The sequence below is a fragment of the Sphingomonas sp. MMS24-J45 genome, from assembly GCF_044881195.1.
Lineage (GTDB): Bacteria > Pseudomonadota > Alphaproteobacteria > Sphingomonadales > Sphingomonadaceae > Sphingomonas.
Map to the genome: position 1 here is coordinate 592,415 of NZ_CP173255.1, position 22,218 is coordinate 614,632.

Sequence of the window (22,218 nt, forward strand, 5' to 3'; positions counted from 1 at the left end):
CCCCGCAAAGCATCCTTGAATTGCGGACAGCGTTGGTCCAGCCCATCTGACAGCGATGGCAACACTCCTCGACCCAACCGCGCGCGGGCGCGTCATCCTCGTCGGCGCGGGTCCGGGGGACCCCGGTCTCCTCACAGTACGCGCGGTTGCGGCGCTTAAAGAAGCCGATGTCGTCGTACACGATGGCCTGATCGACCCGCGCGTGCTCGATCTCGCGCCACCCGAGGCCCAGCGCATTTCGGTCGCCAAGCAGCGCGCCCGCCACACCCTGCCGCAGGAGGCGATCAACGCGCTGATTGTCGCACATGTCAAAACCGGCGCGATCGTCGTGCGACTGAAAGGCGGCGATCCGTTTATCTTCGGGCGCGGCGGCGAAGAGGTCGAGGCTGTCCGCGCGGCGGGCCTGCCGGTCGAGGTCATCCCCGGCGTGTCGGCGGCGCTTGGGTGTGCGGCCGAAGCGATGCTGCCGCTTACCCACCGCGACCATTCGAGCGCGGTCAGTTTCGTTGCCGGACAGTGCAAGGGGCTGGCGGATCAGGATTGGTCGGGCCTTGCGGGCAAGGGCCGCACGCTGGTGATCTACATGGGCGTCGCCACCGCGAACGACATCGCGGACAAATTGATGCGCGACGGCGTCGCACCAGACATGCCGGTGGCGGTGCTGGAGCGCGGGACGCTCGACGGGCACCGCGCTATTCGGACCCTGCTCGCCGATCTGGGGCAGATGGTCGTGCGCGAGAAGGTCGCGAGTCCGGCGATCATCGTCGTCGGCGAAGTCGTCGACCTGTCCGATGCCGAGGATAAATTGGGCCGCTGGGCACGCGTGGCCGAGGGGACGTTTGCATGAAGCTGTTGACCGGAAACGATCTGCCGAGTGGCGACGTGGTGTGGTGGACCGGCACCGGCTGGTCGCGCCATATCGAGGACGCCAGCGACGTCGGCGATCAGGGTGAGAGCATCGCGCGGGCCGAGGAAGGCGCGCGCCGCGTCAACGTCCCCTACGTGATCGACGCGATCGCCACGCCCGACGGCCCCCGCCCCGCCCACATCAAGGACCGCATCCGCGCGCTTGGGCCCACGGTGCGCGCCGACCTGACGCTGAAACCCGCCGATCCCGCGGCGGGGAGTTGGGTGATCTAATGCCGCTCGCCCCCGCCCTCGCCTTGCTTGCAGCAGTCTCCGCGCCCGCCACGTCTGCGCCAACCCGCGCAATCGAGCATACCTATCTCAAGGCGCTGCCGGGTCAGCGCCCCGCGCTGATCCGCTATATTCGCGACAATTGGTTCGCGATGGATCGGATCGGGCGGTCTCAGGGGCTGTTCACCAGCTACCGCCTGCTCGAACGCGATGGCGCGGAGGACCCGGCGGCGGAATGGGACGTGGTCGTCGCGGTCGGCTATCCCGATCCGCGCGGTTATGATGCACCGGGTGTCGCTGCGCGCTTCGCCGCAATCCGCGCCGCACACCGCGAAATCCGCGTCAATGGCCGCGGCCTCCCCGAGCTTGGCCGCATCGTGCGCAGCGAGCGCCTCCACCCCGTTACCGGCGAAGACAGCGATGTATAAATACGACGAATACGACCAGCAGATTGTCGACGCGCGCGTCGAGGAGTTTCGCGACCAAGTGAAGCGCCGCCTCGCCGGGCAGATCACCGAGGATCAGTTCAAGCCGCTGCGGCTGATGAACGGTCTGTACCTCCAGCTACACGCGTACATGCTGCGCGTGGCGATCCCGTACGGTACGCTCGACAGCCGCCAGATGCGGATGCTCGCGCACATCGCGCGCAAGTACGACCGCGGCTATGGTCACTTCACTACGCGGCAGAACATCCAGTTCAACTGGATCAAGCTCGACCAGGCCCCCGACATCCTCGCCGAATTAGCGACGGTCGAGATGCATGCGATCCAGACTTCGGGCAATTGCATCCGCAACATCTCGTGCGATCAATATGCGGGAGCCGCTGCCGACGAAGTCGCCGATCCGCGCGTGTGGGCGGAATTGCTGCGGCAGTGGAGCACCTTCCACCCCGAATTCAGCTATCTGCCGCGCAAGTTCAAGATCGCGGTGATCGCGGCGGAGGAAGACCGCGCGGCGCTGCGGCTGCACGACATCGGCATTCAGTTGGTCAAGCGCGACGGGCTGCTGGGCGGGCGCGTCTTCGTCGGCGGGGGCATGGGCCGCACCCCGATGATCAGCCACGAAATCCGCGACTTCGTGACCGCCGACGATCTGCTGAGCTATCTGGAGGCGTGCCTGCGCGTCTACAATCGCTACGGCCGCCGCGACAATATCTACAAGGCGCGGATCAAGATCCTGCTGCACGAGATCGGCCCCGACGAATATCGCCGCCAGGTCGAGGAGGAGTTCGTGTCGGTCAAGGCGCTCGGGCTCGATCCGCCCAAGGGCGAATTCGACCGCATCACCGCGATGTTCGCGCCCCCCGCGTTCGACACCGAAGCGCCGGACACGGTCGATCGCAGCGATCCCGATTTCGCGATCTGGGTCGATCAGAACACCGCCCCGCACAAGCAGCCGGGCTATGCGATCGTCACGATCAGCCTGAAGCCGACCGGCGGCATTCCCGGCGACGCCAGCGCCGACCAGATCGACGCGATCGCCAAATTGGGCGAGCGTTTCAGCTTCGACGAACTGCGCATCACCCACGCGCAGAACATCGTCCTGCCGCATGTCCGCAAGGCCGATCTGTACGCGGTTTGGAGCCGTCTCAGCGAAATCGGTCTGGCCGAGGCGAATCTCGATCTGATCAACGATATCATCGCCTGCCCCGGCCTCGATTATTGCAGCCTCGCCAATGCGCGCTCGATTCCCGTGGCGCAGAAGATCGCCGAGCGTTTCGCCTCCCCTGAGCGGCAGCGCGATCTCGGCGAGTTGAAGCTCAAGATCAGCGGCTGCATCAATGCCTGCGGCCACCATCATGCCGGCCACATCGGCATCCTCGGCGTCGACAAGAAGGGCACCGAAAATTACCAGCTCTCGCTCGGCGGATCGGGCGCGGAGGACGTGAGTCTGGCCAAGATCACCGGCCCCGGCTTTGACGAGGACGGCATCGTCGATGCGGTCGAGACGGTGACCAACGTCTATCTGAAGACGCGCGAGGATGGCGAACGCTTCCTCGACACCTATCGCCGCGTCGGCATGGAACCGTTCAAGGAGGCGCTTTATGGGTAATCCCGCAACGCAGGACGAACCCGCCGTCACGCTCGACGCGTTTCTCGATACGCAGACCAATGCCACCGCCGTCCGTCTCGAAGCGGGCGATGATGCGCGCGCGCTGTTGCCCTATCTTGATCGTATCGCCTTGGTCGAAGTGAGCTTCCCGAGCTTCCGCGACGGTCGCGGCTATTCCGCCGCGCGCATCCTGCGTGAGGCTGGCTATGTCGGTGAGCTCCGCGCGCAGGGCGACGTGCTGGTCGATCAAATGCCGCTGATGAAGCGCTGCGGCTTCGACAGTTTCGCGCCCGAAAGCGAAATCGATCCCGTCACGCTCGAAGCGTCGCTGACGCGCTACGAGAATGTCTATCAAAAGGCCGCCGACGGGCGCGTGCCGGTGTGGAAATTGCGGCATGGCTAGTGCAGCGCGCAAGCTCGACCTGATCGACGTCGCTCCCTTCTCGCCCGCCGATGCGGCGGCGCTGGAGGCGCGCTACGCCGGGGTGGGCACGCACGACATGCTCGGCGATCTGCTGACGGGCGAGTTGAAGGGCCGTGTGGCGGCGGTGTCGTCGTTCGGCGCGGAAAGCGCAGTGCTGCTCCACCTGATCGCCCAGATCGACCGCGACATTCCCGTCATCTTCCTCAACACGCAGAAGATTTTCGGCGAAACACTGCAATATCGCGACGAGCTTTCGGAAAACCTCGGCTTTACCGATCTCCGCGTGTTTCGGCCAGACCCGCGCTTGCTGGCGGCGAAGGACGGCACGGGCCTGCGCTGGAGCTACGATCCCGACGGCTGCTGCGATCTGCGCAAGGTGGAGCCGCTGCGCCGCGCACTGGCCCCGTTCGATGCGTGGATTTCTGGCCGCAAGGGCTTCCAATCCGGCACGCGCGTGGCCTTGCCCCGTTTCGAGGAGGATGAGGGTCGGCTAAAACTCAACCCGCTGGCGGATTGGGACAAGGCCGCGCTCGACGCCTATTTCGCGGAGCATGAATTGCCGCGCCATCCCCTGGAAGCGGAAGGCTATGCCTCGATCGGCTGCGCGCCGTGCACCTCGAAAGTGCTCCCCGGCGAAGACCCCCGCGCGGGCCGCTGGCGCGGGTGGGAAAAGGTCGAATGCGGGATTCACGTGCCGGAGAAGCCGGGCGAAGAGCCGGTTTTTTAGGGCGCCCTTTTTATCACGCTTCCCCGGCGAAGGCCGGGGCCCAGTCGCGGAGCGATCGCGATCGAAGCCAGCACGAAATTACATCGGCCATCGCGACTGGGCCCCGGCCTCCGCCGGGGAAGCGCAATCTGGGTTACCTCAATCCCTAAGCTGCCAACGCCGCACGCGGCAGCACGGCCGCCGCATAATCGCTCTCGGCCCGCGCGATCAGCTTGCGATCGTCATGGTTCCACGGATGGAATCCCGGCAGGAAGAACGCGATCCACGCGCCGAGAATCTTCCGTGCCATCCCCGGCCGTCCCAGCGCATACCAGATGATCCCGAGATGCGCCTTCGCGCCCGTGATGCCGTCCTGCCGCAACAGTTCCAGCATCCCCTTGTAGCGCCCGGCGAAGAATTTGATCGTCGTGCCGATCATCACCAGCGCCTTGATCTTCCACCGCTTCCACCGCGACCAGTCGCGCGTGGCGTGCAGCCAGGTGTCATAGGCGACGCCCTTATGCTCGATTTCCTCAGCGGCATGCCAGCGCCACAGCGCCGCCGCCTGTTCGTCCCCGCCCGCCAGATGGCGCGGATCGGCGATCAGCTCATGCGCCAGCATCGCGGTGAAATGTTCCAGCGCCATCGTCGCTGCCAAGCTCGCAATTGCCGGACGCCCCTTGGTCAGCGCCAGCGCCTCGTCGATGTGCCGGTCGAGCAAGGTAACGTCGTAGCCCTGGTCGGTCACGTGACGGTTGAACGCGACATGCTCGCGCGTGTGGATCACTTCCTGCTTGATGAACGCCTGAATTTCGGCGTGCAGCTGCGGCGGCGTGCCCTCGCGAAAGGCGCGGACGCTGTCGATGAAAAAGCCTTCGCCCTTGGGGAAGGTGACCGACAGCGAGTTGTAGAAGGCGGTCGCGAACGGATCGTCGTTCAGCCACCAGCGGCGCATCTTGGCACCGCGCCCAAAGCGCAGATCGCGCGGCACGATCGTCAAATCGGCGGGGGTGGTTGCTTTCGCCATGAAAACCTCCGAACAGATCGAGACAACAGGTTTGGAAATAGTCTTTACTTACATCAATGTCAATAGTGCGCAAACGACTCAGCCCGGAGGAATCCCGCGATGCCGCGATCGAGGCGGCGCGCGCGCTGTTGGTCGAGGTTGGCCCGCAAGCCGTGACGCTCAAGGCGGTCGCAGCGCGGATCGGGCGGACGCACGCCAATCTGCTGCACCATTTCGGATCGGCGGCGGATCTGCAGAAGGCGCTGATCACGCATCTCGCCGACGCGATCACGGCGGAGATTGGCGCCGCTGCGAAACGCGCGCGGCTGGGCGATGCCGATCCGCGCGAAGTCGTCGATCTCACCTTCGACGCCTTCGTCAATGGCGCGGGCGCGATGGCAGCGTGGATGATCCTGTCGGGCAATAACGACGCGCTCGATCCGGTGCTGAGCGCGATCCTCCGCCTAGTCGATGATCTTGCCGAGGATGAGGAAACCGGCAAGCAGATCCACGAAGACACGCTGCAACTCGTGCTGATGGCGATGGGCGATGCCTTGCTCGGCGGGGCGATGGCCAAGGGGCTGGGCCTGCCGCCGGAAGCCGCGCGCACGATTGCGACGCGGTCGCTGATGGCGTCGAAGGCGATCCTACCGGCTTGACGGAAAACCGCCGTGGCGAAGCCACGCCGTCGGTCGCGGCTTTGGCCGCGCCGGCCGGGCGCGCTCTAGGCTCGCTTTAGCTGCGCTAAAGCGTTACAGGCGCGCCATGCATTTTCTCGACCAAGCAAAGATCTTCGTCCGATCGGGCGCAGGCGGACCCGGTGCCGTCAGCTTCCGGCGCGAAAAATTCATCGAATATGGCGGCCCCGATGGGGGCAATGGCGGCAAGGGTGGCGACATCATTTTCGAAGCCGTGCCCGGCCTCAACACGCTGATCGACTTTCGCTACACGCAGCATTTCCGCGCAGCCCGCGGGCATGGCGGATCGGGCTCAAACCGCACCGGTGCCGGCGGCGACGATCTGATCATCCGCGTCCCCGTCGGCACCCAAGTGCTGAGCGAGGATAAGGAAGAAGTCCTCGCCGATTTCACCAAGCCCGGCGAGCGCGTCGTGTTCCTGCGCGGCGGCGATGGTGGGCGCGGCAATGCCACCTACAAGACCTCGACCAACCGCGCGCCGCGCCAGCACGGTACCGGCTGGCCGTATCAGGAAATGTGGGTGTGGCTGCGCCTCAAGCTGCTCGCCGACGCAGGTCTGGTCGGGCTGCCAAACGCGGGCAAATCGACCTTCATCAATGCGGTGACCAACGCGCAGGCCAAGGTCGGTGACTATCCCTTCACCACCGTGCGCCCGCAATTGGGCGTGGTCAGCCGCCACAACCGCGAATTCGTGCTGGCCGACATCCCCGGCCTGATCGAGGGCGCGGCCGACGGCGCGGGGATCGGCGATCGTTTTCTCGGCCATATCGAACGCTGCAAAGTGCTGCTCCATCTGGTCGACGCGACCGAGGAGGACCCGGTCGGCAATTACCGCATCGTCCGCGACGAACTCGACGCCTATGGCGCGGGTCTGATCGACAAGCCGCAAGTGATCGGCCTCAACAAGATCGACGCGCTCGATCCCGCCGATGTGAAGAAGCTGATCACCAAGTTGAAGCGCGCAAGCAAGTCGGACGTGCTGCCGATGTCCGGCGCTGGCGGCGCAGGGATCGAGGCAGTGGTCGATCGCCTGATTGAGGCAATCGGCCCAGCCGAAGGTGCGCCCGCGCGCGACGACGACTCGCCGCCGGGGGAATGGTCGCCGGTTTGAAGCGCGGCCGTGATATGGTAGGACGCCGAAATGGCGATGCAAATTGTCTATCCGCTGCTGACGGCCGAAGAATTCCTCCAAATCGATTTTGGTGATCGCAAGGCCGAACTCGATAACGGTGTGATTCGCATAATGGCCGGCGGGACAGCGCGTCATGCGCGGGTTCAGTTCAACATCCTTTTGGCATTGGGCTCTCGCCTGCGCGGAAGCGGCTGCACACCATACAATTCCGACATGGCTACCCAGACCCACGACCGCTCGATCCGCTATCCCGATGTGTCAGTTTTTTGTGGTCGTGATGGAAGTGAAGACGACGACAAAAAGGCGTTCGACGATCCGCGCGTTGTGTTCGAGGTTTTGTCGGCTGGCACCGCACGAACGGATCTGCGGGTCAAGCTCGACGAGTATAAGGCCCTCGCCAGCGTGGATACGATCGTCTTCGTCGATATCGCGACCGAGCGTCTGCGGATCGTGCAGCGCACCGGCCCCAATGGATGGAGCGACGATACTTATGACGTCGAGACCGATGTCAGGCTCCCCTCCCTCAACCTCACCATCCCGCACGCAGAGATTTTCGCGCGCGACTAAGGGTGATTGGCGCGAGGGCCGCCACGCGCTAACGCGGCGGCGATGTCGGTCTTCGATCCCACCACCTGCCCGCGCCTGATCGTCAAGGTCGGATCGTCGCTGCTCGTCGCCGCCGATGGCACTGTCCGGCGCGCCTGGTTGACCAGCCTCGTTGCCGACCTCGCTGAACGCGTCCGCGCGGGCCAGGAAATCGCAATCGTCTCCTCGGGCGCAATCGCGCTCGGCGCGCGCCGCCTGAAGCTCACCAAAGGCGGACGCGCCAGTCTGGAGGATGCGCAGGCCGCCGCCGCGACGGGGCAAATCGCCTTGTCGCAAGTCTGGGCCGAATTGCTCGGCGCCGAGGGCCTGACCGCGGCGCAGATGCTGGTGACGCTCGACGATCTCGAGGATCGCCGCCGCTATCTCAACGCCTCGGCGACGCTCGGGCGCTTGCTATCGCTCGGCGTCGTGCCCGTCATCAACGAGAATGATAGCGTCGCCACCGCCGAAATCCGTTTTGGCGACAATGACCGGCTCGCCGCGCGTGTCGCGCAAGCCGCGGGCGCGCACGGCGTCATCCTGCTGTCCGATATTGACGGCCTGTACGATTCCAACCCCAACACCAAACCCAATGCGACGCTGATTGACCGCGTCGAGCGGATCGATGCCAAGATCGAGGCGATGGCCGACGGTGGATCTGGGTCGGGCATGGGATCGGGCGGGATGGTGTCGAAAATCGCCGCCGCGCGGATCGCGACCGCAGCGGGCGCGCACCTGGCGATCGTCTCCGGCCACCCCGAACATCCGCTGGCAGCGTATCAGGCAAGTGAACGTGGCACGATCTTCGTCGCCGAACGCACCGCCCCGGCGCGGAAAGCGTGGCTTGCGGGCGGGCTGACCGCGAAAGGCGAGATCACGATCGACGCGGGCGCGGCCAAGGCTTTGTCGAGCGGCAAGAGCCTGCTCGCGGCAGGCGCGACGTTCATCACTGGCGCATTCGCACGTGGCGATCTCGTCGCGATCGTCGGACCAGACGGCCGCACCCTCGCGCGGGGCCTCAGCGAATATGATGCCGCCGAAGCCACGGCCCTGACCGGCAAGCGCAGCGACGAACAAGCTGACATCCTCGGTTATGCGCCCCGCTCCGCGCTTGTCCACCGCAACCACATGGCGCTGGTGTGAGCACCCTCGCCATCACCGGCGGCACCGGCTTCGTCGGAAAGCGCGCTATCGATCTGGCGCTTGCCGCCGGACACAGCGTCCGCGCTCTCACCCGCCGCCCGCAACCGCCGCGCGACAGCGTCACCTGGATCGAAGGCGCGCTCGACACCCCTCAACCGCTCGACCAGCTGGTCGCCGGGGCCAACGCCGTTCTGCACATCGCAGGCGTGGTCAACGCGCCCGACCGCGCCGGGTTCGCTGCGGGAAACATCGCCGGCACGCAGGCGGTTCTGGACGCGACGCGCAGCGCAGGCGTGCGCTGCTTCGTCCACGTTTCCTCCCTCGCCGCGCGCGAACCGCTGCTATCGAGCTATGGCTGGTCGAAGCGCGAGGCCGAGCAGGTGGTCGAAGCATCCGCACTCGATTGGGTGATCGTCCGCCCGCCGGGAATCTACGGCCCCGGCGATTTGGAAATGCGCGACGTATTCCGCATGGCAAGACTCGGCATCGCGCTGCTTCCTCCCCCAGCCCGTGGTTCCTGGATCGAAGTGGGTGACATCGCCGCGTTGCTGCTGGCGCTCGCCACGGCGGAAAGCCCCCGCGCGATCTATGAGGCGGATGACGGCCGGCCCAATGGGTGGAGCCATGCCGAGCTCGCTCGCGAAATCGGAATCGCGGTTGGGCGCGGCGTGCTGCCCCTGTCGCTGCCCAAACCGCTGCTGTCGCTGGCGGCTCGCGCGGACCGCACCCTGCGCGGCAAGGGCGCGAAACTCACCCCCGACCGCGTCGGCTATCTCTGCCATCCGGACTGGACCATCGATCCCGCCAAGCGTCCGCCGTCGCACCTTTGGCAACCGCGCATCGCCACGCCCGAAGGCCTCGCCGCAACCGCGGCATGGTATCGCGCGAACGGCTTGCTATAGGCTTGCTATAAAGCCGCCGCATTTCTCCGGCACAGCCGCAGGACTCGTCAAGGACAGCACATGACCGACCGCCAAAGCATTTACGACACCGTCACCGCGCAGATCGAGCCGTTCAACAAGAAAGGCGTCACGCTGAGCGAGGCGACGACCTTTCAGGGCGATCTCGAATGGGACAGCCTGACGGTGATGGATTTCGTCGCCGCGATCGAAGACGAATTCGACATCATCATCACGATGAACATGCAGGCAGAGATCGAAACCGTCGGCCAGTTGGTCGATGCAGTCGCGAAGTTGAAGGGTTAAACACATTCTCCGTTCGTCCTGAGTAGAGACTGAGCGAAGTCGAAGACGCGTATCGAAGGACAGGTGGTTCGATATGGGCCTTCGACATGCTCAGTCCCTACTCACCACGAACGGCATGGGGAAAGTACCGATACGATGACCGAAGCCGCCGCCACCGCCCACGCCCTGCGCGCTGATCCGCCCGCAGTGGAGCCCGAACGCGATCTAATGTCGAAATTCGACGCGATCATCGCCGAGCGCCAGGCGCTGATCGATACCGGCGTCACAGATCCGTTCGCGATCGTGATGGAGCAGGTGAAGTCTCCGACCGAGGCGGTGATCGCCGGGCGCGACACAATCCTGCTCGGTACCTACAATTACATGGGTATGACCTTCGATCCCGACGTGATCGCCGCGGGCCATGCCGCGCTCGACAAATTCGGGTCGGGCACCAACGGCAGCCGGATGCTCAACGGCACCTTCCAGGATCATATGGAAGTCGAGGAAGCGCTGCGCGATTTCTACGGCGTGTCCGGCGCGATCGTCTTTTCGACCGGCTATATGGCCAATCTCGGTATGATCTCGACGCTCGCGGGCAAGGGCGAATACATCATCCTCGACGCCGACAGCCATGCCTCGATCTATGACGGGTGCAAGCAGGGCGATGCCGAAATCGTCCGCTTCCGCCACAACAGCGTCGAGGATCTCGACAAGCGGCTCGGTCGCCTGCCGAAGGAACCGGGCAAGCTGGTCGTGCTCGAAGGCGTCTATTCGATGCTCGGCGATATCGCGCCGCTCAAGGAAATGGTCGCCGTCGCCAAGAAGCACGGCGCGATGGTGTTGAGCGACGAAGCGCATTCGATGGGCTTTTACGGCCCCAACGGTCGCGGCGTGTATGAGGAGCAGGGCTGCGAGGCCGATGTCGATTTCATCATCGGTACCTTCTCCAAATCGGTCGGCACGGTCGGCGGCTTCTGCGTATCGAACCACCCGAAGTTCGAGGCGATCCGCCTTGCCTGCCGCCCTTACATCTTCACCGCATCGCTGCCGCCGTCGGTGGTGGCGACCGCCACCGCCTCGATCCGCAAGCTCAAGCACGCGCACCAGAAGCGCCAGCAATTGTGGGACAACGCCCGTTCGCTGCACGGCGGACTGAAGGCGCTCGGCTTCAAGCTCGGCACCGAAAAGCCCGACAGCGCGATCATCGCGATCATCCTGAACGATCAGACGCAGGCGGTGGCGATGTGGCAATCGCTGCTCGATAACGGGCTTTACGTGAACATGGCGCGTCCGCCCGCGACTCCGGCGGGTACCTATCTGCTGCGCTGCTCGCTCTGCGCCGAACACACACCGGAACAGATTTCGCGCATCCTCACGATGTTCAAAGCGGCTGGGCGCGCGGTGGGGGCGCTTGGCTGAGCTGGCCGGGGCCGACTCTAGCAACGGGTGTCCGGTTGCGGTAAGAGACGGGAATGAGCGAAAATGAGCGCGATGCGGTCGGTGCCGAGCGCGTCGGAACGGGCTGGCATACGATCGCGCTGCTCATTCTGGCGGCACTCGGCATCGTCGTGCTCGTCGCGCTCAATGTCACGCTCGGGGAAGCGAACCGTCAGCGTGACCGTGCGCTGAAGCTGCAGACTCACAGCTATGAAGTCATGATCTTGTCGGCCAGCCTGACCGGCACGATCGCCCATGCCGAGGCATCGCTCGGCCGCTACGTGATCAGCGCGGACAAGGATCTGGGCCAGGCCTATTCCGCCGACTGGACGCTCGCCAGCCAGCAATTGTCGCGGCTCGACCGGATCACGAAGGACAGCCCCGAACAGCAGGCGCTGATCGCCAAGCTGCAACGCGCGATGGCGGAGCGCGGCGATGAGCTCGGCGCGGTTGCGCTGAACACTCTGTACAAGCGCAACGACCAGGCGCTGGCGCTTTTCTACAAGGCGCGGCTCGGCCCGGCGCGCGCGGAGATCGATCGGCTGCTCGACGAAATCGGGGCGCAGGAACGGCGCGTGCTGGCGGACCGGACCGGCCTCGCAATGAAGTCGGTCAAGCGGTCGAGCGGTGTTGCCAGCGCGCTGTCGATTTTCGGCATCCTGCTCGCCGCTGGCGCGGTCGCGCTCGGCTGGCTGACTGTCACCGCGCTCGGCCAGCGCGCGGTTGCCCGGGCCGAGGCCGCCGCAGAGCGCGGCCGCGCGGCGGAACTTGAGGAAGCGGTGGAACGCGCGTCCGAAGTGCTGCTGGCACAGGAGAGCAAGCTGCGGCAGGTTCAGAAGATGCAGGCGGTCGGGCAATTGACTGGCGGCATCGCGCACGATTTCAACAATATGCTGGCGGTGGTGCTCGGCGGTCTCGAACTCGCCAAGCGGCAGGTGGCGACCGATCCGGCCGCGGCAAGGCGCCATATCGACAATGCCACCGAAGGTGCCAATCGCGCGGCCGCGCTCACCCGGCAATTGCTCGCTTTCTCGCGCGAAGAGGCGTTGCGTTCCGAACCGATCGAACCCGTCACGCTGGTGCGTGGCATGTCCGACTTGCTCGATCGCACGCTTGGCGACACGATCGAGGTAACGGTCGATGCCTCGGCTGGCGAGACTTGGCTGGTGCGCTCCGATCCGCACCAGTTGGAGAACGCCGTCCTCAACCTCGCGGTCAATGCGCGCGACGCGATGGAGGGTCGCGGCAAGCTGACCATTACCACGGCGGGCGTCACGCTGGCCGAAAACGCGGTCGGCACGTGCGCGGCGGGCGATTATGTCGCGCTGTCGGTCGCCGATACCGGCTGCGGCATGACGCCCGAATTGCTGGAGCGGGTGTTCGAACCCTTCTTCACCACCAAACCCGCGGGCAAGGGCACTGGTCTGGGCCTCAGCCAGGTCTTCGCCTTCGTGCGACAGGCGGATGGCGAGGTCGGGCTTAAATCGGTGGTCGGCGAAGGCACCACCGTCACGCTTTACCTACCACGCTACATCGCCGACGCGCCGAGCGAGGAGGCCACCGCGCAGGCCGCGCCCGAGCCGGTGGAGAACCGCGCGCTCGACATTCTGGTGGTGGAGGATGACCCCCGCGTGCTGGCGGCGACGATGGGCGCGCTGGAGGAACTCGGGCATCGCCCGGTCGCGTGCAATGATCCGCTGGAGGCCCCCGCCGCACTCGATCGCCTCGGCCGCGTCGATCTGATCGTCAGCGACGTGCTGATGCCAGGGCAGACCGGGCCGGAAATGATCGCCGGATTGCTGCGCGGCCATCCCGAAACCGCCGTGTTATTCGTGACCGGCTATGCTGGCGATGCCGGGGGCGAGGCGGAGTTCGGCAGGCACCATGTCCTGCGCAAACCCTTCACGCTGGCGACGCTGGAACGGGCGGTCGCCGCTGCGGCATCCGCGCCCGTCCTGCGGACCGACACGCCCATCGACAGTATCGCGGCCGAGTGATTTGGTAGCTGACGAAGCCCCTGCACGCGGATATAGCGGCGCGATGGCGCCAACCGCCTCACGCCTTCCCCTCCGGCCGGACGCCCTCCCCGCACGCTCATGAAATCCATCGACCGCTACATGGCCCGGCTGATCGCGGTGCCGCTGTTTTCGACGCTGGTCATCTTCGCGATGCTGCTGGTGCTCGATCGCATGTTGCGCCTGTTCGATTTCGTCGCGACCGAGGGCGGCCCGGTCAGCGTCGTATGGCGGATGCTGGCGAATTTGCTGCCGGAGTATTTCGGGCTCGGCATCCCGGTCGGGCTGCTGCTCGGCACGTTGCTCGCGTTTCGCAAACTGGCGACATCGTCGGAGCTCGACGTGATGCGCGCGGTGGGGATGAGCTACACCCGGCTGCTTTATGTCCCCTATCTCTTCGCGCTCACGCTCGGCGCGGTCAATCTGGCGATCGTCGGATTTGTTCAGCCCGAGGCGCGCTTCAATTACGAGAAATTGCGCTTCGAATTACGCACCGGGGCGCTCGGCGCATCGATCAAGGTCGGCGAGTTTACCCATTTCGGCAAGGACATGACGCTCCGGATCGAACAAAGCCACGATAACGGCCGCCGCCTGTCCGGCATCTTCCTGCGCCGTGATGACGGAAAAGGCGGCTCGATCGCGGTGACGGCAGCGAACGGCCAGTTCTTCGCGACCGACAATCCCGACGAGATCATCTTCCGCCTGACCGACGGCACGCTGATCCGCACCGAAGCGAAAGTGGCGACGCCCCGTGTGCTGCGCTTCAGCGTCAACGATCTGCCGATACCGCTGCCTAAGACCGAGAATTTCCGGATGCGGGGTGCGGAGAATCTCGAACGCACCCTGCCCGAGCTTGTCCGCATCGGCGGCGACCGCGGCGCCAGCAAGGAAGACCGCGCGACCAGCCAGGCCGCCTTCAACTTCCGTACCGCCGAGGTGCTGTCGATCCTGCTGCTGCCCTTGCTCGGCCTCGCGCTCGGCGTGCCGCCGAAGCGCTCGACTTCGGCGCTCGGCGTGTTCCTCGCGATCGTGATGATCGTCGCCTATCACAAGGTGAACGAATATGCGCAGGCGGTCGGCGGCCTCGGCAAGATCGATCCGTTTCTGGCGATCTGGATCCCGTTCGCCGTGTTTGCCGGTCTGACGTTCTGGATGTATTACACGATTGCCTATGTTCCCGGCGGGCAACCGATCGGCGCGCTCGAACGCGTCTTCTCCAAACTCAGCAAGCTGGTCGTCAAAGTGCTGCCGCGGCGGCGAAGCAAGAGTGCGGCGGCATGATCGCGTTACAGCTTTTTCCGTCGCGCACCGTGTCGCTCTACATGGGCAAGATGTTCCTCGTGCGCACCTTCGCGGTGCTGGCGATGCTGGTGCTGGTGCTGCAGGCGCTCGATCTGCTGACGGAGTCGGGCCATATCCTGGCCCATGCCGGCAATGGCCAGCCGGAAATCCTGCGCTACCTCTCGCTGCGCATCCCCGAGATCATCGCGCAATTCCTGCCCTTCTCGGTGCTGCTCGGCACGATCGTGACGCTATCGACGCTCAACCAGAATAGCGAAGTGATCGCGCTCAAGGCATCGGGCCTGTCGGCGCACCAGATCCTTGCGCCGCTGTTGATCACGGCGCTGGGCGTGGCAGTGATTTCCTTCACGTTCAACGAACGCATCGTCAGCCGCGCGACCGCGACGCTCGATCAGTGGCAGAAGCTGTCCTACGGCCCCGTCCCCGTCGATCGCGGCGACCGCAGCAATGTGTGGGTGCGCGATGGCGACGATCTGTTGCAGATCGAACAGGTGCGCGGGCGCGGCGACCAGACCAAGCTTTCCGGCATTACGCTCTTCGATCGCACCGGCGGCAATCTGGTCGGCATCGTCACTGCCAGGAATGGCGTGCGTCAGGGGAATGGCTGGCGCGTCGGCCCCGCGACGCGGTTCGACGTGGCGTCGGGCAAGCTGACCCAGCTTGGCGAGACGGTGATCGCCGACGGCGTGCGCCCCGATCAATTCACGCTGGCGACGGTCGATGCGAACGGCCTTTCCTTCTGGGCGCTACGCTCGGCGATCGCCGATCTGAAGGCTGGCGGTCGCCCGACCAAGGCGCTGGAAGGCGCGATGTGGCACAAATTGTCCGGGCCATTGTCGGCGATCCTGATGCCGCTGCTTGGCGCGGTCGCGGCGTTCGGACTGGCGCGATCCGGCAAATTGTTCGTGCGCGCCGTGATCGGGATGATGCTCGGCTTCCTGTATTTCGTCGCCGACAATTTCGCGCTGGCGATGGGCAATCTCGGCGCTTACCCGCCCTTCCTCGCCGCCTGGGCGCCATTCCTGTTGTTCTTCATGATCGGCGAGGCGGTGCTGATCCGCACCGAGGAATAAACCCAATTCCGTCACCCCGGCCTTGTGCCGGGGTCCACCGATCGACCAGCCACCCAGTTGCTAGATGCGCCGTGGACCCCGGCACAAGGCCGGGGTGACGGATCAGCGAGCCGACCCCATCGTCGAACGCACCAGCCGCGCAACCAAGCCCGGCAATCCCGGGTAACTAGCCACATGATAAGGCGACTCGGTCCCGAGCGCCTTCGACAGCCGCCGGTGCGCCTCGGCGAGCGAATGATACGGCAGGCCCGGCAGCAAGTGATGCAGCGCATGATAGCGCAGGCCCACGGGCGCCCACAGCACCGGCAGGAACGCCGGCGGCGGTACGTTGACCGTGTCGAGATATTGCGCGGTCACGCTCATCGCCTCACCTTCGTGATTGTCCCACAGATGCGCGACCAACGTGCGGATCTGGTTGAGCACATACACGCCCGAGGTGATGACCAGCGCAATCGCGAACATCCGCAGCGGAAACACGCCCGTCGCGACCAGCACGATCAGCGTCACCGCCCAGACGCTGCACGCGCCCTCCAGCATCCACCACAGCCGCGCGGCCTCCCCTTCCGGCGCACGGCGACGGAAAGCGGGGTTGATCGATAGCGACGAATAGCGCTCGACCAGCACGCGGTGCATCCCCGGCACGACCAGCGACAGCGGCGTCAGCACGCCATACCGGATGATCAAGGCGAACGGGGCAAGGATCGAGGTCACGATAAACACCGGCAGAGTCCACGGCTTCATCGACGCAAGCGGCAGATATTCCGGGTCCTCGCTGGTGCCGTACCGCGTGCGTGCGTGGTGCAGGTTGTGGACGCCTTCGTACATGAAGCTCGGCACCAGCAGCGGGATGCCCGCGATCAGATTCCAGCCGAGCCGGAACCCCGGCAGCGAGGCATGGCGGATGTGCGACACTTCGTGGATGAAGCTGCCCGCCCGGTATAGCGCCAGCACCGCGACGACGCCTGCGACGATCGCCCAGCCGACCGACGGCAGCGTCATCGCGAGCGCCAGCGCCGCATAGCCGATCACCGCCGACACGATCAGGTCGGTCCAATAGACCGCCGGGCGCGGGGGATTGAGGTCGCGCGTCAGCTCGGCCGCGGCGCGCAGCATCGCTTTGTCGTCGGCGATGCTCGACAGGCGAACGCGGGTTGCATCGGCCACGGCGGCGGCGTCGGGCCGCTCAAAGGTCAGCGAAGTGTCCATGGAATGGGGCATTGCAAGAAGATAGTGGCTAGACAGTGGCAGTGAAAGGGCTGGACCGAAACGCGGGCAGCCGCTTGACAGCCGCGCGCCCAAGCGGAACGTGGCGGCGACTTTTCCCGTGAGGAATCACCACAGTGGCAACCGCACCCCTCTCCATCCGCCCGATCAGCAGCAAGGCCGACCGCAAGCGCTTCGTCGATCTGCCGTTCCGCCTGTACAAGGATGATCCGAATTGGGTGCCGCCGCTGAAGGGCGAAGCGCTTGGCCTCCTCACGCCGGAAAAGAACGGCTGGTTCAGCCACGCCAAGGCTCAGCTGTTCCTGGCCGAACGCGGTGGCAAGGTTGTCGGACGCATCTCCGCGCACATCGACACGCTGGCGCTCGAAATGGACCCGGCCAAGGGCTTCGGCCCCGGATGCGGGCAGTTCGGCCTGCTCGATGCCGAAGATGGCGAAATCGCCGCAGCGCTGATCGCCACCGCGGAGGGCTGGCTACGCGATCAGGGCATGACGCGCGTGTTGGGGCCGATCAGCATGTCGATCTGGGAGGAGCCTGGGCTGCTGGTGGAAGGCTTCGATCATCCCCCAACGATCATGATGGGCCATGCAAAGCCCGAATATCGCGGCTGGATCGAGAATGCGGGCTATCACAAGGTCAAGGAACTGGTGACCTATGAGCTCGACATCACCAAGGATTTTTCCCCGCTATTGCAACGGATCATTGCGTCGGGCGACAAGAACCCGCGCATCAACATCCGTCTGGTCGACAAGAGCAAGTTCGATGAGGAAGCGGCGATCATTCTCGATATTCTCAACGATGCGTGGTCGGAAAATTGGGGTTTCGTACCCCTAACGCCGCCTGAAATCGCCGATGTCGGCGTGAAACTGAAACCGATCGTGTTCAACGATCTGATCCGCATCGCCGAGCTCGACGGCAAGCCCGTCGCCTTCATGATCACCCTTCCCGACCTCAACGAAGCGATCAAGCCACTGAACGGCAGCCTGCTCCCATTCGGCTGGGCAAAGCTGTTGCTGTGGCTGCGCAAACCACGGGTGAAGACGATGCGCGTGCCGCTGATGGGGGTGTTGAAGGAATTGCAGGCGTCGCGCCTGGCGAGCCAGCTCGCCTTCATGCTGATTCAGCAGATCAAGGACGCATCCGTCGCCAATTACGGCGCCACGCGCGGCGAGATCGGCTGGATTCTCGATGACAATCAGGGGATGAATTCGATCGCCGAGGCGATCAATTGCGACATCAACAAGCGTTACTGGATTTTCGAAAAGACGCTGTGATGAGGGCGGGTTGCGGTGCCGCCCGTGGAGCGCGGCACCGCACCGGCTTAGTTCTTGACGAGCGGATCGAAGCCGCGATCGAGCCATTCGTCGCGCGTTTTGCAGGTTTTGACCGGGATGCGCGACCCGGTGATCGTTTCGATCACACAATATCTGGTCTTCGGATTCACCACCCGCGCGCCCGATGCGGCCGCCTGCGGCGCTTCCGTGTTGGGCGCCGGAGCCGGGCGAGCCTCGCTGGCAATGACGGGAGATGCGGCAATGCTCAGCAGGGCTGCCGTGGTGATTGCGAACAGGTTGGTCATGATATCCTCCGCTAGAAACCTGCGGGTTTATCGTCCCGCACTGACAGCAGTGCATTAGTCATGCCAAACACTAGAATTGTCGAAAATCAAACACTTAAGAAGTTTTTGAACGCCAAATGAATGGCGCGTCATGCCAAAGTTCGGTCTCCGGTGCCATAGTCCGGTACAACACTATGTTTAGAAGCGGCGCGATACACCCAGATAGAGCTCCAGGTCAGGGGCGCTTCTGTTCAATCCGGCGACGGCGCCGATGTCGAGTTGCAGATCGTCGCGCGCGGCCCAGGCAAGCGAGGCCGAGGCCAGCCCCTTGGTCGTCGCGCCGCCCGGATCTTCGTCCCGGGTCACTTTGCCTTCGAACGTCGCACTGAGCGCACTCGAAAGCTTGAATTCCAACCCGATCACCTCGGAGTAAGCGAGATGTCGGCCGTGACCGGCTTCATCGACCGCCGCGTCGATTTCGGTGGTGGTCGCCAGATTGAGCGTGTCGGAAAGATCATAGGTGGCTGGCACGATGACGCCCGCGCCCCAAGTCCCCGCCCCGACCGGTTTGCGCCCCACCGGAAGCTTCGCAAAGGGCTGCACCGCGATGGACAGCCCGCTGCCATCGGGGTGGAGCAAATTGGCCTTGGCTCCGATCGTCACGTCGCCGACGCGCCCCTTGCTGTCGATGGCCCCCGATGCCTTGTCCCGGGTCCGAACGTGTCCGTAAGGCGTCCAGCCCACTTGCGCCTCGATGCTGTCGCTAACACCGACTCGCACGAAGCTGTCGCCGATCAGCACAGTATCGCTGCGTTCATCGGTCTGATCATCGCGCGTCCAGTCGGTCAGCGCGGTTTCAACCGATACGCGCTTCGGCGAGATCGTACAGGGCGTGGTGCCAAGTCCGGGCCGGGTCGGACAATAGTCGCGTTCCTGACCCAACGCGGGTGTCGCCGTCAGCAACAGCAGGCCGACGGCGATCGCGCGCTTCATCGCAAGGTCACCCAGGTCGGCGCGTGGTCGCTCGCCTTCTCCCGCGCGCGATAGTCCTTGTCGACGCCAGCATCCACCAGCCGGTCCGCCGCGATCGGCGAGAGCAGGAGGTGGTCGATGCGGAAACCCGCGTCGCGCTGCCACGCGCCCGCCTGATAATCCCAGAAAGTCCACACGCCCCCGCTCGGGTATCGCGTGCGCAAGGCATCGGTCCACCCTTGCGCGACGAGCGCGCGGAAACCTGCGCGGCTCTCGGGCTGCATCAGCGCGTCGTCCTGCATCGCGCGCACGGAATAGGTATCGTCATCGTTCGGAATGACGTTGTAGTCGCCCGCCAGCACCACCGGAGTCTCCTCCGCAAGCAATTCCAGCGCCCGCGCCCGCAGCCGGTCGATCCAGCGGAGCTTATAGTCAAATTTCGGCCCGGGCTGCGGGTTGCCGTTGGGCAGATAGAGCGAGGCGATCGTCACGCCGTTCACCACCGCCTCCAGATAACGGCTGTGATCGTCCTCGGGCTCGCCCGCCAGACCGCGTTGGCGCTCGACCGGATCCTGCCCCTTCGCCAGCACCGCGACGCCGTTCCAGCTCTTCTGGCCATGCCATACCGCGCCATATCCCGCCGCGCGAATGTCCGCCTCTGGGAAGGTCTCGTCGCTGGTCTTGAGTTCCTGCAGGCACACGACATCGGGCTGCTGCTCGGCGAGATATTCCAGCAGGCGCGGCAAGCGTGCCTTGATGCCATTGATATTGAAGGTAACGATCTTCACTTGGACGACCCCTGTTGCGGGATCGGTTTACACCGCGAAGCTGGAACCGCAACCGCAACCCGATGCGGCATTGGGGTTGGTCACCTTGAACGCGGCGCCGCCAAGTTCCTCGACATAATCGACCGCCGACCCGCGCACGAGATCGAGGCTGATCGAATCGACCACCAGCTGCACGCCATCCTGTTCGGCCACGGCATCGTCTGCCTCGACCGCATCGGCGAACCCGAACTTATACTGGAACCCCGAACATCCGCCACCATCGACCGACAGCCGCAGGATCGCAGGCTTGCCTTGCTTGGCCGCAATCGTCGCGACACGCGCGGCGGCAGAGGGGGTCAGGATGATTTCGGGTGCGAGCGTGGCCATGTCCGGGAGATAAGCGCTTGCAGCCCGATCGGCAATGCGCCGATCAGTCTGCTGCCGGACCGCCAACACCAACCGGGATGACGTGGACCGACTTGTCCTGCGCCGCCAGCAGATAATCGGCGGTCTGCAGGAACGGCACCGGGTTCACCGCATGGCCGTCGAGCCGCACCTCATAATGCAGATGCGGGCCGGTCGACCGCCCGGTCGATCCCATCAACGCGATCAACTGGCCACGGTGCACGCGCGTGCCAGCCTCCACCAGAATCTTGGAAAGGTGGCCGTACCGCGTCTGGATGCCCTTGCCATGATCGAGTTCCACCATGTTACCATAGCCGCCCGAGCGCTCCGCACGATCGACCACGCCATCGGCGGTGGCATAGACCGGCGTGCCGACCGGTCCAGGAATATCAACCCCGGCGTGCATCGCGGCGGTGCCACGGAACGGATCGGTACGAATGCCGTAGTTGCTGGTGTAGGCGAGATGATCGACCGGCTGCGCCGACGGAATGGCGATGACGCCCTTTTCCAACGTGTCGAGCTTCTTCCAGGTCTGGAACAAGGAGCGGAATTGCGTGTCTGCGCGCAGATCGGCTTCGGCGGCGGCGCTATCAGCGGCTTCGAACGGGCCACCCATAGCCGCTTGCGCAGGGATCAGCCGCTCAGGGGCGATGCCCAGGCTGCGGACGTGGGCGACGGCGCGAGCGAACCGCTGCTCAGCGACGCGGCGCGCTTGCGCGGCGACCGTGACCTGCTGCTGCTCGATCTTCTTCAGCGGCGCGACGACTTCTGCGGCCAGCGCATCGGCCTTCGGATCGACGTTCGGCGTGGGGCGCGACAGCAAGGCGACGTCGGCCTTACCCGAAACAACCGCGACCAGCAGCGCCTGACGTTGCTCGACCCGCGCCGCGCGCACTTGCGCCGCGTGCTTGATCGAGGCGACATCGGCTTGCATCTTGGCGACGCGCACTTGCATCTGCGCAACCTTCGCCTCGGGGGAGAGCGGAGCGCCAACGACGCCGCTCAGCGCCACCGCGCCAACCGCAGCCTGCGCCACGCCATAAGCAGAGAAGCACAAGGTAACGCTGGCAACGCCAGCAACCAGCGCCTGCGAGCGCGCGCCAATGCTGAAGCGCTTCAGGTCACGGCCGTCATGAAAAATGAAATCGCGGGTTTTGAAATAGGTCTTGAGGCGCGTCATCAGCCGCACACCCGAAGCAATAGAAAGTGAGTTCATGTGACCCCAGCGATCGTTACGCGATTGCCGGAAAATGCCAGCACCCGCCCCTCTATTGCCCTGGTGCAGCCCCCCTGCACCTGGACGAACAGTGTCTGAAAGACTTTGTAGAGGAGGAGCAAGGCCTTCTGCGGTGCGGCGCGTTGAACCGCCACAACCGCACGGCGAGTCGTTGAACGGCA

General features: G+C 64.8%; 24 protein-coding genes. 17 read left to right on the top strand and 7 right to left on the bottom strand.

Translation table 11 applies throughout. The features are described 5' to 3' along the window. The first annotated feature begins 55 nt into the window (after positions 1 to 55). From cobA to AB5I39_RS03125, 6 genes are read left to right on the top strand one after another with little or no spacing between them, the layout of a single operon-like run. Positions 56 to 847 (top strand): uroporphyrinogen-III C-methyltransferase, encoded by a 792-nt coding sequence (gene cobA / locus AB5I39_RS03100; protein ID WP_404371024.1) that lies wholly within the window; start codon positions 56 to 58, stop codon positions 845 to 847. Continuing rightward, positions 844 to 1,140 (top strand): DUF2849 domain-containing protein, encoded by a 297-nt coding sequence (locus AB5I39_RS03105; RefSeq protein WP_404371027.1) that lies wholly within the window; start codon positions 844 to 846, stop codon positions 1,138 to 1,140. Before cobA ends, AB5I39_RS03105 begins: the two co-directional genes overlap by 4 nt. Next, positions 1,140 to 1,565, top strand: coding sequence for a hypothetical protein (locus AB5I39_RS03110; protein ID WP_404371028.1), 426 nt, complete (start codon positions 1,140 to 1,142; stop codon positions 1,563 to 1,565). The genes AB5I39_RS03105 and AB5I39_RS03110 overlap by 1 nt, the downstream gene beginning before the upstream one ends. After that, positions 1,558 to 3,189, top strand: coding sequence for a nitrite/sulfite reductase (locus AB5I39_RS03115; protein ID WP_404371030.1), 1,632 nt, complete (start codon positions 1,558 to 1,560; stop codon positions 3,187 to 3,189). The genes AB5I39_RS03110 and AB5I39_RS03115 overlap by 8 nt, the downstream gene beginning before the upstream one ends. Further along, positions 3,182 to 3,592: a DUF934 domain-containing protein gene (locus AB5I39_RS03120; protein WP_404371033.1), complete on the top strand. Its 411-nt coding sequence runs from the start codon at positions 3,182 to 3,184 to the stop codon at positions 3,590 to 3,592. Before AB5I39_RS03115 ends, AB5I39_RS03120 begins: the two co-directional genes overlap by 8 nt. After that, positions 3,585 to 4,340: a phosphoadenylyl-sulfate reductase gene (locus AB5I39_RS03125; RefSeq protein WP_404371036.1), complete on the top strand. Its 756-nt coding sequence runs from the start codon at positions 3,585 to 3,587 to the stop codon at positions 4,338 to 4,340. Before AB5I39_RS03120 ends, AB5I39_RS03125 begins: the two co-directional genes overlap by 8 nt. 145 nt (positions 4,341 to 4,485) lie before the next feature. Here AB5I39_RS03125 and AB5I39_RS03130 read toward each other — a convergent pair whose 3' ends face one another. Continuing rightward, entirely contained in the window at positions 4,486 to 5,346 is an 861-nt protein-coding gene (locus tag AB5I39_RS03130) for a metal-dependent hydrolase (protein ID WP_404371038.1), read from the bottom strand. A 56-nt stretch (positions 5,347 to 5,402) separates the two neighbouring features. On the opposite strand from AB5I39_RS03130, the gene AB5I39_RS03135 reads away from it, so the two are divergent. The 10 genes from AB5I39_RS03135 to lptG all read left to right on the top strand — a co-directional run bounded on the left by AB5I39_RS03135 (position 5,403) and on the right by lptG (position 15,894). Continuing rightward, positions 5,403 to 5,984, top strand: a complete 582-nt coding sequence (locus AB5I39_RS03135; protein ID WP_404371041.1) for a TetR/AcrR family transcriptional regulator — start codon at positions 5,403 to 5,405, stop codon at positions 5,982 to 5,984. Between the two features lie 106 nt (positions 5,985 to 6,090). After that, positions 6,091 to 7,134, top strand: coding sequence for a GTPase ObgE (gene obgE / locus AB5I39_RS03140; protein ID WP_404371043.1), 1,044 nt, complete (start codon positions 6,091 to 6,093; stop codon positions 7,132 to 7,134). A gap of 30 nt (positions 7,135 to 7,164) precedes the next feature. Beyond that, positions 7,165 to 7,722, top strand: coding sequence for a Uma2 family endonuclease (locus AB5I39_RS03145; protein ID WP_404371046.1), 558 nt, complete (start codon positions 7,165 to 7,167; stop codon positions 7,720 to 7,722). Positions 7,723 to 7,764: 42 nt separating this feature from the next. Then, positions 7,765 to 8,883, top strand: a complete 1,119-nt coding sequence (proB, locus tag AB5I39_RS03150; protein WP_404371048.1) for a glutamate 5-kinase — start codon at positions 7,765 to 7,767, stop codon at positions 8,881 to 8,883. Beyond that, positions 8,880 to 9,785 (top strand): NAD-dependent epimerase/dehydratase family protein, encoded by a 906-nt coding sequence (locus AB5I39_RS03155; RefSeq protein ID WP_404371051.1) that lies wholly within the window; start codon positions 8,880 to 8,882, stop codon positions 9,783 to 9,785. The genes proB and AB5I39_RS03155 overlap by 4 nt, the downstream gene beginning before the upstream one ends. Positions 9,786 to 9,845: 60 nt before the next feature. After that, positions 9,846 to 10,088, top strand: coding sequence for an acyl carrier protein (locus AB5I39_RS03160; protein ID WP_404371054.1), 243 nt, complete (start codon positions 9,846 to 9,848; stop codon positions 10,086 to 10,088). 135 nt (positions 10,089 to 10,223) lie between these two features. Then, positions 10,224 to 11,486 (top strand): serine palmitoyltransferase, encoded by a 1,263-nt coding sequence (gene spt, locus AB5I39_RS03165; protein WP_404371057.1) that lies wholly within the window; start codon positions 10,224 to 10,226, stop codon positions 11,484 to 11,486. 53 nt (positions 11,487 to 11,539) lie between these two features. Further along, entirely contained in the window at positions 11,540 to 13,501 is a 1,962-nt protein-coding gene (locus AB5I39_RS03170) for an ATP-binding protein (RefSeq protein WP_404371060.1), read from the top strand. Between the two features lie 99 nt (positions 13,502 to 13,600). Continuing rightward, complete coding sequence (locus AB5I39_RS03175) at positions 13,601 to 14,800, top strand: LptF/LptG family permease (RefSeq protein WP_404371063.1); 1,200 nt, start codon at positions 13,601 to 13,603, stop codon at positions 14,798 to 14,800. Beyond that, positions 14,797 to 15,894 carry an LPS export ABC transporter permease LptG gene (gene lptG, locus AB5I39_RS03180; RefSeq protein WP_404371065.1) on the top strand — a complete coding sequence of 366 codons (1,098 nt, stop codon included), beginning with the start codon at positions 14,797 to 14,799 and terminating at the stop codon, positions 15,892 to 15,894. The genes AB5I39_RS03175 and lptG overlap by 4 nt, the downstream gene beginning before the upstream one ends. A gap of 102 nt (positions 15,895 to 15,996) precedes the next feature. On the opposite strand, the gene AB5I39_RS03185 is transcribed toward lptG, so the two are convergent. Continuing rightward, on the bottom strand, positions 15,997 to 17,100 hold the full coding sequence (locus AB5I39_RS03185) for a fatty acid desaturase family protein (protein ID WP_404371068.1): 1,104 nt from the start codon (positions 17,098 to 17,100) through the stop codon (positions 15,997 to 15,999). 134 nt (positions 17,101 to 17,234) lie between these two features. Here AB5I39_RS03185 and AB5I39_RS03190 point away from each other — a divergent pair, with 134 nt between their 5' ends. Next, on the top strand, positions 17,235 to 18,392 hold the full coding sequence (locus AB5I39_RS03190) for an N-acetyltransferase (protein ID WP_404371071.1): 1,158 nt from the start codon (positions 17,235 to 17,237) through the stop codon (positions 18,390 to 18,392). 47 nt (positions 18,393 to 18,439) lie between these two features. Here the strand turns inward: AB5I39_RS03190 and AB5I39_RS03195 are convergent, their stop codons facing one another. From AB5I39_RS03195 to AB5I39_RS03215, 5 genes are all read right to left on the bottom strand, one after another. Next, on the bottom strand, positions 18,440 to 18,697 hold the full coding sequence (locus AB5I39_RS03195; RefSeq protein ID WP_404371074.1) for a hypothetical protein: 258 nt from the start codon (positions 18,695 to 18,697) through the stop codon (positions 18,440 to 18,442). 177 nt (positions 18,698 to 18,874) lie between these two features. Continuing rightward, positions 18,875 to 19,669: a transporter gene (locus tag AB5I39_RS03200; RefSeq protein WP_404371077.1), complete on the bottom strand. Its 795-nt coding sequence runs from the start codon at positions 19,667 to 19,669 to the stop codon at positions 18,875 to 18,877. Beyond that, positions 19,666 to 20,436 (bottom strand): exodeoxyribonuclease III, encoded by a 771-nt coding sequence (xth, locus tag AB5I39_RS03205; RefSeq protein WP_404371080.1) that lies wholly within the window; start codon positions 20,434 to 20,436, stop codon positions 19,666 to 19,668. The genes AB5I39_RS03200 and xth overlap by 4 nt, the downstream gene beginning before the upstream one ends. 27 nt (positions 20,437 to 20,463) lie before the next feature. Next, positions 20,464 to 20,802 carry an iron-sulfur cluster insertion protein ErpA gene (gene erpA, locus AB5I39_RS03210; RefSeq protein ID WP_404371083.1) on the bottom strand — a complete coding sequence of 113 codons (339 nt, stop codon included), beginning with the start codon at positions 20,800 to 20,802 and terminating at the stop codon, positions 20,464 to 20,466. Positions 20,803 to 20,845: 43 nt separating this feature from the next. Then, positions 20,846 to 22,036, bottom strand: coding sequence for a peptidoglycan DD-metalloendopeptidase family protein (locus AB5I39_RS03215; RefSeq protein WP_404371086.1), 1,191 nt, complete (start codon positions 22,034 to 22,036; stop codon positions 20,846 to 20,848). Between the last annotated feature and the right edge of the window lie 182 nt (positions 22,037 to 22,218).